The organism is Actinopolymorpha cephalotaxi (genome assembly GCF_013408535.1).
Lineage (GTDB): Bacteria > Actinomycetota > Actinomycetes > Propionibacteriales > Actinopolymorphaceae > Actinopolymorpha > Actinopolymorpha cephalotaxi.
In genome coordinates this window covers 1,442,481-1,459,057 of sequence record NZ_JACBZA010000001.1, presented here as the reverse complement: position 1 = coordinate 1,459,057, position 16,577 = coordinate 1,442,481, and the positions used below count along the sequence as shown (strand labels likewise).

Sequence of the window (16,577 nt, the reverse complement as noted above, 5' to 3'; positions counted from 1 at the left end):
GACCGGCGTCCGGGTGTGGCCGCATACCCTTGGCGCGTGCAGGTCCCCCGTCCTTCTCTCGGCCAGATCCGCGGCCTGGCCGTCGCCTCCGTGGTCGCCAACCTCGCCATCGTGGTCACCGGCGGCGCCGTCCGGCTGACCGGTTCGGGGCTCGGCTGCCCCACCTGGCCAAGGTGCACCGAGACCTCGTTCGTCTCCCACCCCGAGCTCGGCCTGCACGGCGCGATCGAGTTCGGCAACCGACTGCTGACGTTCGCCCTCGCGATCGTGGTGGGGCTGACCTGGCTGGCGGCGATGCGCTACCTCCCGCGCCGCCGTGACCTGCGGTGGCTGTCCGGGATCCTGCTGCTCGGCATTCCCGCGCAGGCCGTCATGGGCGGCATCACCGTGCTCACCCACCTGAACCCGTGGGTGGTGGGAGCGCACTTCATGGTGTCCCCCGCGCTGGTGGCGGTGGCCGTGGTGCTCGCCCGGCGCACCCGCGAACCCGGCGGGCCGATGGTGGCGACCGTTCCCCGACCGGTCCGGGGGCTGGCGTACGGCCTGTTCGCGACCGCGGTCGCGGTGCTCTACCTCGGGACGGTGGTCACCGGAAGCGGCCCGCACGCCGGCGACCTGAAGGCCCGGCGCAACGGCCTGGACCCGGCCGCGGTGAGCCAGGTGCACGCCGACGTGGTGTTCCTCCTGATCGGCCTCACCGTCGGGATGCTGGCCGCGGTCTGGGCCACCGGCGCACCGGCGCGTGCCCGGCGGGCCGCGCTCGCCCTGCTGCTGGTCGAGGTGGGCCAGGGGGCAGTCGGGTTCGTGCAGTACTTCACCGGCCTGCCCGCCGCCCTCGTCGGGGTGCACGTCGGCGGCGCGGCGCTCACGCTCGCGGTCGCGACCTGGGTGCTCGTCGGTACGCGCGAACCCGCGGCGACCGCGGACGAGCCGGCCGGCACCCGGGACGCGGCGGAGACGTCCGCGAGGAGGTCCAGGGTGGGGCCCACGGTGCGGTCCAGGGCGCTGACCGTCCGCGGCATCACCCCGGCCGGCCGGCGGGCCTGACCGGCGCCGCGCATCCCTCCGCGCAATCCCGCGGAACCCACGTACGACCCACGAAACCCAGGCGCCACGCGGAACCCGGGCGCAAACGCGAGGACCCGCGGTGGCACCTGGCCACCGCGGGTCCTCGTACTCTCAGCTGCCCCGGAGGGCGCGGATGTCAGGAGGCGCGGCTGTTGCGCCCCTCGCCCCGGCGACCACCGTGGTCGACGCGGCCGCCACCGCCACCGGTACGGCGCGGCCGGCGTCCGCCGGAACCGCCCCGCCCGCCGCGGCCGTGCCCACCACCACGCGGACCGGAGGGCTCGACCGCCGGCCGGGTCACCACGATCGGCGTACCCGAGGCGGCGACGTCCCGGACGGCCTCGTGCCCGGGCTCGACGTCAACAGCGGCCGGGGTGACCTTCGCCAGCTTGTGCAGCTTGGCCACGTCGCGCCGCTGGTCCGGCTGGACCAGCGAGATGACCGTGCCGGTCGCCCCGGCGCGGGCCGTACGGCCGGACCGGTGGAGGTAGTCCTTGTGGTCCGCGGACGGGTCGTAGTGCACCACGAGGTCCACGTCGTCGACGTGGATCCCACGGGCGGCCACGTCGGTGGCGATGAGCACCCGGGGCGCACCGGAGGCGAACCCGGCGAGGGCCCGCTGCCGGGCACCCTGCTTGAGGTTGCCGTGGATGGCCGCCGCGGGGACGCCCGCGTGGCCGAGCTGGCGGACCAGCCGGTCGGCGCCGTGCTTGGTACGGACGAAGAACAGCGTCCGGCCCGGGCGGGCCGCGATCTCCGCGGCCACCGCCACCTTGTCGTCCGCGCGCAGCGTGAAGACCCGGTGGTCGACCGACTCCACCGGCGCCGCGGCCGGCGCGACCGCGTGCACGGCCGGGTCGGTGAGGTACGTACGGACCAACCGGCTCACGCCGCGGTCCAGGGTGGCCGAGAACAGCATCCGCTGCCCGCCGGCCGGCGTCATGTCCAGCAGCTTGGTGACCGCGGGCAGGAAGCCGAGGTCGGCCATGTAGTCGGCCTCGTCCAGCACGGTGACCTCGACCTCGCCGAGCGAGCACTCGCCCTGCTCGATCAGGTCGATCAGCCGGCCGGGGGTGGCGACCACGACGTCGACGCCGCCGCGCAGCGCCAGCACCTGGCGCCGCATGGACGCGCCGCCGTAGACGGTGGTGAGCGAGGCGTTGATCCGCCGGGCCAGCGGGGTCAGCACGTCGGCGACCTGCTGGGCGAGCTCCCGGGTCGGCACCAGGACCAGCCCGCGGGGCGTGCCCGGACGACGGGAGTCGACGCCCGCGCTCAGCCGGGCGAGCATCGGCAGACCGAACGCCAGCGTCTTGCCGGAGCCGGTCTGCGCCCGGCCGAGCACGTCGCGACCGGCGAGGGTGTCGGGCAGGGTGCGGGCCTGGATGGCGAACGGCCGGTCGATCCCGCGCCGGGAGAGCGCCTCGACCAGCCGCTCGGGCAGGCCGACCTCGGCGAAGCTCGCGGGCAGGTCGGCGGACTCGGCGACCGAGGCCGCGTCCAGGGCGGCGTCGAGCTCGCGCTCGTACGCGGCCAGCCCGTCCTGTGCCGGCGCGGACGAGGGCCGGCCACCGTTGCGCGGCGGGCGGGTGCTGCGGCCCCGGGAACGACCCGACGGTGCCGCGTCACCGCGGCCGCGTGGAGCGTAGGAACCCGAGGACCCGGAGGAACGCGAGGAGCCGGACGAACGGCTGGAACCAAAGGAGGAACCGGAGGAACGCGAGGCACTGCTGAAGTCAGAGGTGGTACGACGAACGCGGCGGGAATGTTCCGCCTCGGAGTACTGGGGCATGAAGAAGGACAGCTCCGTGAAAAGGCTGCGGCCGCGACTTCCGGTCCGCGGTGCGCGCGACGCCCGGCCGGCACGCGAGAAAGGGCCTGGCAGGCGGAAACGGGACAACGCTCGGAGGGCGACCATGCGGGCGGCTCGCCCACAGGAGGGACGGCGGACGCCGTCGCAGAGGAATCATACCCATGTGACCCTTCGCGGCCACAATCGGGTTCCGTAGGCTCTGCCACCATGAGCAACGCCGCGAGCGCCGGCTCCGGTGGCATCACCGACGGTCACCGGATGTCCCTTGCCTCACCCACCGGCCGGTGGGTGCTGACCGCCGCGATCCTCGGCTCCGGCATGGCCCTGCTGGACGGCACGGTGGTCACCATCGCACTGCCCGCCATCGGGCGGTCCCTCGGTGGCGGGCTGCTGGTCCAGCAATGGGTGCTGGACGGCTACCTGCTCACGCTCAGTGCACTGCTGCTCCTCGGCGGGGTGCTCGGCGACCGGTACGGCCGGCGGCGGGTGTTCACTCTCGGTCTGGTCGTGTTCACGCTGGCCTCGCTGGCCTGCGGGCTGGCGCCCACCGGGCCGGTGCTCGTGGTGGCCCGGCTCGCCCAGGGCGTCGGTGGTGCCCTGCTCGTCCCCGGCAGCCTCTCCCTGATCGACGCTTCGATCCGCCCCGAGGACCGGGGCCGGGCGGTGGGCACCTGGGCCGGGCTCACCGGCGTGGCCGCCGCGGTCGGCCCGTTCGTCGGCGGCTGGCTGGTGGTCGCCGCGTCCTGGCGCTGGGTCTTCCTGATCAACCTCCCGATCGCCGTGGTCGCGCTGGCGCTGACCGTCCGGCACGTGCCGGAGAGCCGCGCCCCGGTCACGCCCCACCGGCTGGACGTGCTCGGCACCGTCTGCGTCGTCGCGGGACTCGCAGGCCTGACGTACACGCTGATCGAGGTGCCCGCCCGGGGCTGGATACCCGCGACCGTGGTCGCGGTGATCGTCGGCGTCGCCGGTCTGGTCGGCTTCCCGCTGGTGGAGCGGCGTTCACCCGATCCGCTGCTCCCGCTGGACATCTTCGGATCCCGGCAGTTCAGCGGCGCCAACCTCACGACGTTCGCGGTGTACGCCGCGCTGGGCGGCGCGTTGTTCCTGCTGGCGTTGCAACTGCAGCAGTCCCTCGGCTACTCCGCGCTGGCCGCGGGCGTCGCCAACCTGCCGTTGACGGTGCTGATGATGCTGCTCTCCCCCAGGATCGGCGCCCTCGCCCAGCGCATCGGACCCCGGCTGCCGATGACGATCGGGCCGCTGGTCGCCGCGGCCGGCCTGGCGATGATGGCCCGGATCGTGCCGGGCACGTCGTACTGGACGGTGGTGCTGCCCTCGGTGGTGGTGTTCGGGCTGGGCCTGGCGACCACCGTGGCGCCGCTGACCTCGACCGTGCTCGCGTCGGTGCCGGAGGCACGGGTGGGCACGGCGTCCGGCGTCAACAACGCGGTGGCGCGCACCGCCGGACTGCTGGCGGTGGCGATCCTGCCGCCGGTCGCCGGCGTGGCCATGGGCGGCGGTCCGCTCGGGCCCGGCTACGTCCGGGCGATGGTGATCGCGGCGGTGGTGTGCGCGGCCGGCGGGCTGATCGCGTGGGCGACCGTACGCCGGGGAACGCCGGTCGACCCCCACCCGCTGGCCGGGCTGCAGCAGTGCTGCGGCGATCCCGCCACCCGGTGCGCGCACGAGGAGCAGCCCGCCCCCTGACCGCCGGGTTCCTGCCGATGCGAGCCGCGTCCCGGACGACTCCGGGCCAGGTCGGTCCTCGACCACCCGGCCGTCGGGCCTCAGCCGACGAGGCGGTCCCGCAGCACCCGCGCCCGGTCGGCGCCGAACCCGCCGCGTTCGAGGTAGCTCGCCACTCCGCCGTACGTGCTGTCCAGGTGTTCGAGCGTGGTCAGCATCACCTCCGGCGGCGTCGGCTGGAGCCCGCGCATGATCTCCCGGATCCGCGGGTCGGTGACGGCCTCGAGGGTGGCGGCGTTCTCCTCCGCGAGCCGGCCCTCGGTCAGGGCGTAGTCGGCGGCGATGGTGGCCGTCTCCACCCCCGCGAGGTGCAGCGCCATCGCGACGACCATCCCGGTGCGGTCCTTGCCGCCGGCACAGTGCACCACGACCCCGCCGGGCGGGGCGTCGGCGATCGCGGCCACGGCGGTGGCGAACAACTGCGGCCGCAGGTCGAGCATCGCGGTGTAGATCTCGGCGAGGGTGAGCCACTCGTGGTCGGGGTCGGCGGGGTTCTGGACCGGCACGTGGCAGTGCAGCGGCGTACCGGCGAACGGGCTCGGGGCGCGCTCGCACTCGATGTCCCGGCGCAGGTCGAGGACCCGGCTCACGCCGTACGCGTGGACGGCGGCCACACCCTGCTCGGTGAGGCGGTGCGGGCTGTCGGTGCGGATCAGCGCGCGGTGCCGGATCGCCCGGCCGTCGCCGGTCGGCAGGCCGCCGAGGTCCCGCGCGTTGCGGCAGTCGGGCCAGTCGAGGTGCCGGGACGGCAGGCCGTCCAGGTCGAGCGCGGCCTCGACGTCGTCGCGTACGTCGTCCCGCAAGTCGTCGGAGGAGGAGTTCTGTCGACCGTGCGAACCAGCCATCTGTGCGGTGCACCCCTTCACAGCATGTCCCATCGCCACGTCGCGCCCGGGCGCGCGACGACCGATCTTCAGCCTACGCAGGCGAGGGGTCCGCGCGGCGGATGTGTTCGGGAACGGTCAGCGGGTCAGCAGCGGGTCGAGCGCGACCGCCACGAACAACAGCGCGAGGTAGAGGTTGGACCAGTGGAAGAAGCGCATCGGCCGCAGCGCGGGACCGGTCTGCCCGCGCGCCACCCGGCGTACCAGCGCGAACGCCTCCACCATGACGACGGCGCCCAGCACGGCGGCGGCGACGGGGTACAGCCAGCCGGTCGGTGCGATCGGCCACAGCGCCAGGGAGGCCAGCACCGTCGCGGCGGAGTAGGCCACCACCTGCCGGGCCACGGCGCGCTCGGTGGCGACCACCGGCAGCATCGGCACGCCGGCCTCGGCGTAGTCCTCGCGGTAGCGCATCGCCAGCGTCCAGGTGTGCGGCGGCGTCCAGAAGAACACCACCAGCACCAGCGCGAGGGGCGCCCAGTCGAGCGAACCGCGTACCGCCGTCCACCCGATCACCACCGGGAAACAGCCGGCGATGCCGCCCCACACGATGTTCTGTGACGTACGCCGCTTCAGCACCAGCGTGTAGACGAGGATGTAGAACGCGTTCGCGGCCAGCGCGAGCCCGGCCGACAGCCAGTTGACGAGGAAGCCCAGCCACAGCGTCGCGACCAGGCCGAGCACGAGGCCGAAGACCGCGGCGTTGCGCGGGCCCACCGCGTGCCGGGGCAGGGGCCGCCGGCGGGTGCGGCGCATCCGCTCGTCGATGTCGCGGTCGAGTACGCAGTTGAGGGTGTTGGCGCTGCCCGCGGCGGCGATGCCGCCGACCATCGTGGCGAACACCAGGCCGAGCGACGGGACGCCTCGCTGGGCGAGGAACATCACCGGCACGGTGGTGACGAGGAGGAGCTCGATGATGCGGGGCTTGGTGAGCGCGACGTACGCCGCCACGACGTCCCGCCAGTGCGCCCGGCGCGGCGGGGAGGTGTGCCCGTCCCCCGCGCGCGGCCCGGAGGTGCGGTCGTCGGAGGTGCGGTGGCCCGAGGTGCGCGACCCCGAGGTGGTGGGGCCAGAAGCGATGGGGCCGGAGTCGACTGCCGCCACGAACACCTCGTCACCGGGAGTGCGGATCGGCCGGACGGTCCGGCCGCACGATCGGCGCAAGTCTAGGAGCCGTACCCCGGCAGGCCGTCCCCGGGCTTGCGGTGCCCCGCGGGCAGGGGCTCATACGCTGCCCATACCCCCACAGTCCGGACACATCGGCCGCCTCGCGGGGAGGGTTCCGGCGCCTCGTGCCGGGTAGGCCGGAGAACTGCGCCGCACCGCGCGGGTGAATCCGGACCGATCCCGGGCTGCGCGGTGGACGGCACCGCCGCGCGAGCAGATCCGCACGTGGGTAGGCTCGCAAACGATGGCTTCCGCATCTCCTGACAGGAGTCGATCAGCCGTATGACTTCCAGCGACGCACTCGCCCCCCTCGACTGGACCGACGTGGACAAGCGGGCCGTGGACACGATCCGCGCGCTCGCCATGGACGCGGTCGAGAAATCCGGCAACGGCCACCCCGGCACCGCGATGAGCCTGGCGCCCGCGGCGTACCTCCTCTTCCAACGGCTGATGCGCTACGACCCCGCCGACCCCGACTGGATCGCGCGCGACCGGTTCGTGCTGTCCGCCGGCCACACCAGCCTCACGCTCTACATCCAGCTCTTCTTCGCCGGCCTGCTCGACCTGGAAGACCTCAAGCACTTCCGCAAGTGGGGCAGCCGCACCCCGGGTCACCCCGAGCACGGGCACACCGCCGGGGTGGAGACGACGACGGGTCCGCTGGGACAGGGTCTCGGCAACGCCGTCGGCATGGCCATGGCCGCCCGCCGCGAGCGCGGTCTGCTCGACCCGGACGCCCCCGCCGGCACCAGCCCGTTCGACCACCGGATCTTCACGATCGTCAGTGACGGTGACATCGAGGAGGGCATCAGCCACGAGGTCAGCTCGCTGGCCGCGCACCAGAAGCTCGGCCACCTGATCGCGCTGTACGACGAGAACAAGATCTCCATCGAGGACGACACCACGATCGCCCTGTCGGAGAACGTCGCCGAGCGCTACGACGCCTACGGCTGGCACGTGCAGACGGTGGAGTGGAAGCGTTCCGACGACTACGTCGAGGACGTCCAGGCGCTGTACGACGCCTACCAGAAGGCGATCGCCGAGACCGACCGGCCGTCGCTGATCGTCCTGCGCACCATCATCGCCTGGCCCGCGCCGCACGCCCAGAACACCGGCAAGGCGCACGGCGCCGCGCTCGGCTCCGACGAGGTGGCCGCCACCAAGCGGATCCTCGGCTTCGACCCGGAGAAGTCGTTCGTGGTGGACGACAACGTCCTGGAGCACGTACGCAAGCTGCGCGAGCGCGGCGGCGAGGCGCACCGGGAGTGGACCGGCTCCTTCTCCGCCTGGCGGACCAAGAACCCCGAGCGCGCCCAGCTGCTGGACCGGATGCGCGAGCGCCGGCTGCCCGAGGGCTGGACCGACCGGATCCCGACGTTCGAGGCGGGCAAGGCCGTCGCCACCCGCAAGGCGTCCGGCGCGGTCATCTCCGCACTCGCGCCGGCGCTGCCGGAGCTGTGGGGCGGCTCGGCCGACCTGGCCGAGTCCAACAACACCACGCCCGACGGCGAGCCGTCGTTCATCCCGCCGGAGTACGCCACCAAGGAGTTCGCCGGCGACTGGTACGGCCGGGTGCTGCACTTCGGCATCCGCGAGCACGGCATGGGCGCGATCCTCAACGGCATCGCCCTGCACGGCGGCACCCGCCCCTACGGCGCGACGTTCCTCGTGTTCAGCGACTACATGCGCCCGTCGGTCCGGCTGGCCGCGCTGATGCAGCTGCCCGTTCTCTACGTCTGGACGCACGACTCGATCGGCCTGGGCGAGGACGGGCCCACCCACCAGCCGGTCGAGCACCTCGCCGCGCTGCGGGCGATTCCCGGGCTGGACGTGATCCGGCCCGGCGACGCCAACGAGACCGCGGCGGCGTGGCAGTTCGCGCTCGACCGGCCCACCAGCCCCAAGGGCTTCGCGCTCTCCCGGCAGAACCTCCCGACCTTCGACCGTTCGGAGGGCAGCGGGTTCGCGCCGGCGAGCGAGGTCGGCCGCGGCGGCTACGTCCTGGTCGACGCGCCCGGCGACGCGGTGCCCGACGTGATCCTGATCGCCACAGGGTCGGAGCTGCAGATGGCGGTGGCCGCCCGCGAGCAGCTCGCCGAGGAAGGTGTCGGGGCGCGGGTCGTCTCGATGCCGTGCGTGGAGTGGTTCGACGCGCAGGAGAAGTCCTACCGCGACACCGTGCTGCCGCCGACCGTGCGCGCCCGGGTGTGCGTCGAGGCCGGCATCGCCCAGCCGTGGTACCGCTTCGCCGGTGACGCCGGCCGGATCGTCTCGCTCGAGCACTTCGGGGCCTCGGCGGACTACCAGACCCTGTTCGAGGAGTTCGGCTTCACCGCGGGCACGGTGGCGCAGGCCGCCAGGGAGAGCCTGGCGGCGGTGCGCGCCTGAAGGCCCGACACCCACACAGCTGAAAAGGAGACTCGATGAACGACCGACTTGCCGCACTGTCCGACGCGGGCGTGGCCGTCTGGATCGACGACGTCTCGCGTGGCCGCCTGTCCACCGGCAACCTCGCCGAACTCGTCGCCGACAAGCAGGTCGTCGGGGTGACCAGCAACCCGACGATCTTCGCCAAGGCGGTGGGCAACGCCGACGACTACGCCGAGCAGAACCGCGACCTGGCCGCCCGGGGCGTCGACCTCGAGGAGGCCGTACGCGCGATCACGACGTACGACATCCGCTGGGCCTGCGACGTCCTGCGCCCGGTCTACGACCGCACCGACGGCGTCGACGGCCGGGTGTCGCTGGAGGTCGACCCGCGGCTGGCCAAGGACACCCTGAAGACCGTCGCCGAGGCACGCGCCCTGTGGTGGCTGGTGGACCGGCCCAACCTGTTCATCAAGATCCCGGCCACCCGCGAGGGCATCTCCGCGATCACCTCCGCGCTCGCCGAGGGCATCAGCGTCAACGTCACGCTGATCTTCGCCCTCCAGCGCTACCGCGAGGTGATGGACGCCTACATGGCCGGGCTGGAGAAGGCCAAGGAGAACGGCCTGGATCTGAGCCGGATCGGCAGTGTCGCGTCCTTCTTCGTCAGCCGGGTCGACACCGAGTACGACAAGCGGCTGGACAAGATCGGCACCGAGGAGGCCAAGTCCCTCAAGGGCAAGGCGGCCATCGCCAACGCGCGGCTGGCGTTCGAGGCCTACGAGGAGGTCTTCTCCTCCGACCGGTGGAAGGCGCTGGCGGCCGCCGGGGCCAAGCCGCAACGGCCGCTGTGGGCGTCCACCTCCACCAAGGACCCCAAGATGCCGGACACGATCTACGTCACCGAACTGGTCACCGACGGCGTGGTCAACACCATGCCGGAGGCCACGCTCGAGGCGTTCGGCGACCACGGCGAGGTGCAGGGTGACAGCGTGCGCGGCCGCTACGACGAGGCCCGCAAGCTGATCGCCGACCTGGAGAAGCTCGGCATCGGCTACGACGAGGTGGTCGAGCAGCTCGAGGTCGAGGGCGTGGAGAAGTTCGAGGCCAGCTGGAAGGAACTGCTGGACACCGTCCGCGCCGCACTCGAGGGAGGAAACAAGAAGTGAGCGCCGAAGGGCTCACCGTCGAGGTCACCCGGCCCGAGGAGGACGCGGTAAGCCGGCTGGTCGAGGACAAGGTCGCTTCCAGGCTCGCCGCCAAGGACGCCACGCTGTGGGGTCCGGACGCGGAGCCGGAGGCGTCGATCCGGCTGGGCTGGGTCGACCTGCCGCACACGTCGCGGCCGCTGCTCGCCGAGATCGAGGCGTTGCAGGCGCAGCTGCGCCAGGAGGGACTGGACCACATCGTCCTGTCCGGCATGGGCGGCTCCTCGCTGGCCCCGGAGGTGATCACCGCCACCGCGAACGTCCCGCTGACGGTGCTCGACTCCACCGACCCGTCGGTGATCAGCCGGGCGATCGGGCAGGACCTCGACCGCACCGTGCTCGTGGTCTCCAGCAAGTCCGGCTCGACGGTGGAGACCGACAGCCACCGGCGGGCCTACCTCAAGGCGTTCGCCGACGCGGGGATCGACGGCCCCAGCCGGATCGTCGTCGTCACCGACCCCGGCTCGCCGTTTGCCGAGCTCGCCGAGTCCGAGGGCTACCGCAAGGTGTTCCTCGCCGACCCGAACGTCGGCGGCCGCTACAGCGCGCTGACCGCGTTCGGGCTGGTCCCGGCCGGCCTGGCCGGAGCCGACGTCGCCGAGTTGCTCGACCAGGCCGAGGCGGTGCTCCCGACGCTGGCGCAGGACAGCGCCGACAACCCCGCCCTGGCGCTGGGCGCCGCGCTGGGCGCCGGGCACCAGGCCGGACGGGACAAGGTCGTGCTCGGCGAGGGGACCGCCTCCGTCACCGGGTTCGGCGCGTGGGCCGAGCAGCTCATCGCCGAGTCGACCGGGAAGCTCGGCCGCGGCCTGCTGCCGGTCGACGTCGGAGGCACCTCCGACACCACCCCCGGGTGGGCGAACGCCGGACCCGACGTCACCCCGGTGGCGATCGGCACCCCCGAGCTCGCCGTGCCCGGCCTGGTCGTCACCGACGGCTCGCTCGGCGCGCTGCTCCAGGTGTGGGAGACGGCCGTCGCGGTCGCCGGCCGGCTGATCGAGATCAACCCGTTCGACCAGCCCAACGTCGAGGAGGCCAAGAAGGCCGCCCGCTCGCTGCTGGACCAGCCGCCCGCGCAGGAGTCCGCCTCCTCCCCCGTCTTCGTCGACGGTGCGGTCGAGGTCTACGGCGACGAGAAGCTGCTGGCCGGTGCGAGCACCGTCGAGCAGGCCCTCGCCGCCATCGTCGGGGCGGTGCCCGAGCACGGCTACCTCGCGCTGCTGGCCTACCTCGACCGGGACGCCGACGCCGCGGTAGCCCGGCTGCGTCCCGCCCTGGCCGCCTCGGCGCCGTTCCAGGTGACCTTCGGCTTCGGGCCGAGGTTCCTGCACTCGACCGGGCAGTACCACAAGGGTGGGCACCCCAACGGCGCGTTCGTGGAGATCACCGGGGCCGTCACCGACGACCTCGCGGTCCCGGACCGGCCGTACACCTTCGGGCATCTGATCACCGCCCAGGCCGCCGGTGACCTCGGCGTCCTGCGGGACAAGGGATTCCCCACCCTGCGACTCCACCTGACCGACCGGTCGGCCGGTCTCACCCAGCTGCTGGACGCGGCCGGAAAGGTGCGCACATGACCGACGCAGGAGGAACGACCGAAGCCGGGGCCCAGCGGGGCGCCGGCTCCAACATCGTGGGGGTACCGGCCGACACCGAACCCCTGCACTGGCCGGCCGCGGCGGTGTCGACAGCCGAGACCAACCCGCTGCGCGACCCGCAGGACCGCCGGCTGCCGCGCATCGCCGGCCCGTGCGGCCTGGTGATATTCGGCGTCACCGGCGACCTGGCCCGCAAGAAGCTGATGCCTGCCGTCTACGACCTCGCCAACCGCGGGTTGCTGCCGCCGGGGTTCGCCCTGGTCGGCTTCGCCCGGCGGGACTGGGAGCACGAGGACTTCGAGCGCGTCGTGCACGACGCGGTCAAGGAGTACGCCCGTACGCCGTTCCGGGAGGAGGTCTGGAAGCAGCTGTCGGAGGGCTTCCGGTTCGTGCCCGGCGAGCTCGACGACGACGCGTCGTTCGAGCGGCTGCGCGCCACCATCGACGACCTCGACCGCGAACGCGGCACCAACGGCAACCACGTCTTCTACCTCTCGGTGCCGCCGAAGCTGTTCCCGGTGACCGTGCGCCAGCTGAAGAAGCACGGCCTGGCCGACCAGGGCGAGGACCACTGGCGCCGGGTCGTGGTGGAGAAGCCGTTCGGGCACGACCTGGCCAGCGCCCGCGAGCTGAACGCCATCGTCTCGGAGGTCTTCTCCCCCGAGCAGGTCTTCCGGATCGACCACTACCTCGGCAAGGAGACCGTCCAGAACATCCTGGCGCTCCGCTTCGCCAACCAGCTGTTCGAGCCGGTCTGGAACTCCAACTACGTCGACCACCTGCAGATCACCATGGCCGAGGACGTCGGCATCGGCGGCCGGGCCGGCTACTACGACGGCATCGGCGCGGCCCGCGACGTCATCCAGAACCACCTGCTCCAGCTCGTGGCGCTGACCGCGATGGAGGAGCCGGTGAGCTTCGACGCGGCGAGCCTGCGGCTGGAGAAGCAGAAGGTCCTCGCCGCGATCCAGCTGCCCCGGCGGCTCGACCTGCACACCGCGCACGGGCAGTACTCCGAGGGCTGGGCCGGCGGGACGAAGGTACGCGGATACCTCCAGGAGGAGGGCATCCCGCCGGACTCCCGGACCGAGACCTTCGCCGCGATCAAGCTGGACATCGACAACCGGCGGTGGGCGGGCGTCCCGATCTACCTCCGGACCGGCAAGCGGCTCGCCCGCCGGGTCACCGAGGTGGCCGTGGTGTTCAAGAAGGCCCCGCACCTGCCGTTCGCGTCCACCGCGACCGAGGAACTGGGCAACAACACGCTGGTGATGCGGATCCAGCCCGACGAGGGGATCACCCTGCGGTTCGGCTCGAAGGTGCCGGGCAGTCAGATGGAGATCCGCGACGTGACGATGGACTTCGCCTACGGCGGCGCGTTCACCGAGTCCTCGCCGGAGGCGTACGAACGACTGATCCTCGACGTGCTGCTCGGTGACTCCCCCCTCTTCCCGCAGCACGAGGAAGTGGAGCTGTCCTGGCGGATCCTCGACCCGATCGTCAACTACTGGGCCGACCACGCCAAGCCCGAGCAGTACCCCGCCGGCACATGGGGTCCGGCGTCCGCCGACGAGATGTTGGCCCGCGACGGCCGGGCCTGGAGGCGTCCGTGATCATCGACCTGTCCGACACCACCGCGAGCAAGATCGCTTCCGCGCTGGTCAGGGCGCGTGCCAGTTCGGGCAGCCCGGCGATGGGCATGGTGCTCACCCTGGTGGTCATCGCCGACGAGAGCAGTCACTACGACGCGATCCGGGCGGCGCTGGAGGCGGCGAAGGAACACCCGTCCCGCATCCTCGGCGTCATCCCCCGCGGCGGTCGCGGCTCGGCCCGGCTGGACGCGGAGATCCGGGTCGGCGGCGAGGCCGGCCCCGGCGAGAACGTCCTGCTCCGCCTGTACGGCGACCTCGCGCGGCACGCCGAGTCGGTCGTGATGCCCCTGCTGCTGCCGGAGTCGCCGGTGGTGGTGTGGTGGCCGAACAAGGCGCCGGAGGTCCCCGCGCAGGACCCGGTGGGCAGGCTCGCCCAGCGGCGGGTGACCGACGCGGCGTCCTCGCGCCGGTCGCTGGACACGCTGATCTCGCACTGTGGCAGCTACCAGCCCGGCGACACCGACCTGTCGTGGACCCGGATCACGCCGTGGCGGGCGCTGCTGGCCGCCGCCCTGGACCAGCCGCACAGCCGGGTGACCGGTGCGACCATCGAGGCCGAGCGCGGCAACGCCAGCGCCGACCTGCTGGCGGCGTGGCTGTGCAGCCGGCTGCGGGTGCCCACCAAGGTGAAGGCCAGCAAGGGACCGGGCATCACCGCGGCCCTGCTGCACTCCGACGCGGGCGACATCGCCATCACCCGGCCCGACGGGCGGCTGGCGCGCTACACCGTGCCCGGCCAGCCCGAACGCCACGTGGCGCTGAAGCGCCGGGACACCTTCGAGTTGCTGGCCGAGGAGCTGCGCCGCCTCGACCCCGACGACGTGTACGCCGAGACGGTCACCGAACTCCTCGACCGGGCGCACGGCAACGGCCGGGGCACCAGGTCCGGCCACTCCGCGCGTACGTCCGACAAGTCCGCCGGTACGCCTGCCGGCGAACGCCCCGCGCGCGGATCCGGCGGCGACGAATCGGCCGGAGCCGACGAAGCGGCTCGCCCGGCCCGGAAGGCGTCCGCTGGGCGAGCGCCGGCCGACGAGGCGCCGGCCAAGAAGACGACAGCCAAGAAGGCGCCGGCGAAGGAAGCGGCCGCGAAGAAGGCTCCCGCCAAGAAGGCTCCCGCGAAGAAGACGGCAGCCAGGAAGGCGCCGGCCAAGGAAGCAGCGGCGAAGAAGGCACCGGCCAAGAAGGCACCCGCCAAGAAGACGGCAGCCAGGAAGGCGGGCGGCTGATGGGTGCGCCCGAGGTCGTCGTCCACGCCGACAAGGACCTCCTGGCCCGCGCGGTCGCGGCCCGCCTGGTGACTCGGGTGGTCGACGGCCAGGCCGGTGGTGGCACCGCACACGTGGTCCTCACCGGCGGCGGCATCGGCACCGCCGTCCTCGCCGCGCTCGCCGACGCACCGGCCCGGGACGCGATCGACTGGTCCCGCCTGGACATCTGGTGGGGTGACGAACGCTTCGTGCCGGACGGCGACCCCGAACGCAACGAGACCGGTGCGCGGGCGGCGCTGCTCGACCACGTGCCGATCACCGCGGACCGGGTACACCCGATGCCGGCCGCGAACGGTGCCGGCGGTGACCGCCCCGAGGACGCGGCCCACAGGTACGCCGAGGAGCTCCGCAAGGCGGCCCGGCCGGAGGACCACGGGCCGGTCCCGCGGTTCGACGTGCTGATGCTCGGCGTGGGCCCCGACGGCCACGTCGCGTCGCTCTTCCCCGAGCACCCCGCGGTGCACGAGGAGGAGCGCTCGGTGGTGGCGGTGCACGGTGCGCCGAAGCCGCCGCCGACCAGGCTGTCGCTGACGTTCCCCGCGCTCAACGCCGCCCGCGAGGTGTGGTTCCTGGTCTCCGGGGAGGAGAAGGCCGGTGCCGTACGCCTCGCTCTGGGCGGGGCCGGACCGGTGCAGATCCCCGCGGCGGGCGTACGCGGCCGGCAGCGCACCCTGTGGCTGCTGGACCGTTCCGCCGCGAAGGAGCTCCCGGTCGAGCTGACCCGGCCCACCGAGCACTGACCCGGTCCTCCGAGCACACAGCCCGTCGAGCACTGGTCCGGCCTACCGCGTGGTGGCCGGGCCGGTGCTGGACCGGACCACCAGCCGGGTGTCCACGACGTACCTCGCGTCCCTGAGGTCGTCGTTGCCGAGCAGGCCGAGCAGCAGGTCCACCGCGGCGCGGCCGGCCTGCCCGGCCGGGGCGGAGACGGTGGTGAGCTGCGGTGTGGTGGTCGCGGCCACCACGTCGTCGCAGCCGACGACGCTGAGGTCCCCCGGCACGTCGACGCCGGCGCCGGCGAGCCCGGCGAGGATTCCCTGCGCGAGTACGTCGTCGAAGGCCACCGCCGCGGTGGCGCCGGTGGCGAGCAGGCCGGGAACGCATGCGATGCCGGCGTCGTACGTCGGCCGCCGCGCGTCGACGGTCACCAGATCCAGCCCGCGGGCGTCCGTGGCGCGTCGCAGGGTGCGGCGGCGTTGCTGGTGCGCCCAGGACGTCCTCGGGCCGTTGACGTAGGCGATCCGCCGGTGGCCGAGGGCGGCGAGGTGTTCCACCGCCTCGCTCATCCCCCGGGTCGGATCGACGAGCACCCGGGGCAGGCCGGCGAGGTCCCGGTTGACCAGGACGACCGGCCGGCGTTCGGCGTGTTCGCGTACCCGCGCGGCCCGCAGCCGCGACGACACCAGCACCACTCCCTCGACCTGCCCGGTGAACCTCGCCAGCAGCGCGTCCTCGCGCGCGGGGTCCTCGTCGGAGTCGCCGAGGAAGACTCCGTACCCCGCCAGGTCGGCAGCCTGTTGCGCACCGCGTACCAGCGGCGGGAAGAACGGGTTGGCGATGTCCGGGACGACCAGCGCGATGGTGGCGTACCGGCCGGTGGACAACCCCCGTGCCACCGCGTTCGGGAGGTAGCCCAGCTCCGCGGCCACCGCACGGACGTGCGCCACCGTCGCCGGGCGCAGGAGTTCGGGCCGGCCAAACGCGCGGGAGACGGTGGCCCGCGACACCCGGGCCGCTTCCGCGACCTCGCGGATCGTCGGCGCCGCACCCCGCCGCCGGGAGACCTCGCGCATGCCTCGC

12 protein-coding genes are annotated in these 16,577 nt (G+C 73.2%); 8 read left to right on the top strand and 4 right to left on the bottom strand.

The window, feature by feature from the left end:
- Positions 1–36: 36 nt before the first annotated feature.
- Complete coding sequence (locus FHR37_RS06540) at positions 37–1,047, top strand: COX15/CtaA family protein (protein ID WP_237768723.1); 1,011 nt, start codon at positions 37–39, stop codon at positions 1,045–1,047.
- 157 nt (positions 1,048–1,204) lie between these two features.
- On the opposite strand, the gene FHR37_RS06535 is transcribed toward FHR37_RS06540, so the two are convergent.
- Positions 1,205–2,860, bottom strand: coding sequence for a DEAD/DEAH box helicase (locus tag FHR37_RS06535; RefSeq protein ID WP_092883003.1), 1,656 nt, complete (start codon positions 2,858–2,860; stop codon positions 1,205–1,207).
- A gap of 228 nt (positions 2,861–3,088) precedes the next feature.
- Here FHR37_RS06535 and FHR37_RS06530 point away from each other — a divergent pair, with 228 nt between their 5' ends.
- Entirely contained in the window at positions 3,089–4,591 is a 1,503-nt protein-coding gene (locus tag FHR37_RS06530) for an MFS transporter (RefSeq protein ID WP_092883004.1), read from the top strand.
- 80 nt (positions 4,592–4,671) lie between these two features.
- Here FHR37_RS06530 and FHR37_RS06525 read toward each other — a convergent pair whose 3' ends face one another.
- Positions 4,672–5,475, bottom strand: coding sequence for a tyrosine-protein phosphatase (locus FHR37_RS06525; RefSeq protein ID WP_092883005.1), 804 nt, complete (start codon positions 5,473–5,475; stop codon positions 4,672–4,674).
- Between the two features lie 117 nt (positions 5,476–5,592).
- The gene (locus FHR37_RS06520; protein WP_237768724.1) at positions 5,593–6,618 is read right to left on the bottom strand and encodes a heme o synthase; all 1,026 of its coding nucleotides are present in this window, start codon (positions 6,616–6,618) and stop codon (positions 5,593–5,595) included.
- A gap of 345 nt (positions 6,619–6,963) precedes the next feature.
- On the opposite strand from FHR37_RS06520, the gene tkt reads away from it, so the two are divergent.
- Genes tkt through pgl form a run of 6 tightly spaced genes read left to right on the top strand, consistent with a single transcriptional unit; the run spans position 6,964 to position 15,517 of the window.
- Positions 6,964–9,069: a transketolase gene (gene tkt, locus FHR37_RS06515; protein WP_092883007.1), complete on the top strand. Its 2,106-nt coding sequence runs from the start codon at positions 6,964–6,966 to the stop codon at positions 9,067–9,069.
- A 35-nt stretch (positions 9,070–9,104) separates the two neighbouring features.
- Complete coding sequence (gene tal / locus FHR37_RS06510) at positions 9,105–10,217, top strand: transaldolase (protein ID WP_092883008.1); 1,113 nt, start codon at positions 9,105–9,107, stop codon at positions 10,215–10,217.
- Complete coding sequence (locus FHR37_RS06505) at positions 10,214–11,833, top strand: glucose-6-phosphate isomerase (protein WP_092883009.1); 1,620 nt, start codon at positions 10,214–10,216, stop codon at positions 11,831–11,833. Before tal ends, FHR37_RS06505 begins: the two co-directional genes overlap by 4 nt.
- The gene (gene zwf, locus FHR37_RS06500; protein WP_092883010.1) at positions 11,830–13,467 is read left to right on the top strand and encodes a glucose-6-phosphate dehydrogenase; all 1,638 of its coding nucleotides are present in this window, start codon (positions 11,830–11,832) and stop codon (positions 13,465–13,467) included. The genes FHR37_RS06505 and zwf overlap by 4 nt, the downstream gene beginning before the upstream one ends.
- Positions 13,464–14,735, top strand: a complete 1,272-nt coding sequence (locus FHR37_RS32345; protein WP_092883011.1) for a glucose-6-phosphate dehydrogenase assembly protein OpcA — start codon at positions 13,464–13,466, stop codon at positions 14,733–14,735. Before zwf ends, FHR37_RS32345 begins: the two co-directional genes overlap by 4 nt.
- Entirely contained in the window at positions 14,735–15,517 is a 783-nt protein-coding gene (gene pgl, locus FHR37_RS06490; RefSeq protein WP_092883012.1) for a 6-phosphogluconolactonase, read from the top strand. Before FHR37_RS32345 ends, pgl begins: the two co-directional genes overlap by 1 nt.
- A gap of 42 nt (positions 15,518–15,559) precedes the next feature.
- Here pgl and FHR37_RS06485 read toward each other — a convergent pair whose 3' ends face one another.
- Positions 15,560–16,570, bottom strand: coding sequence for a LacI family DNA-binding transcriptional regulator (locus FHR37_RS06485; RefSeq protein WP_092883013.1), 1,011 nt, complete (start codon positions 16,568–16,570; stop codon positions 15,560–15,562).
- Positions 16,571–16,577 lie beyond the last annotated feature (7 nt).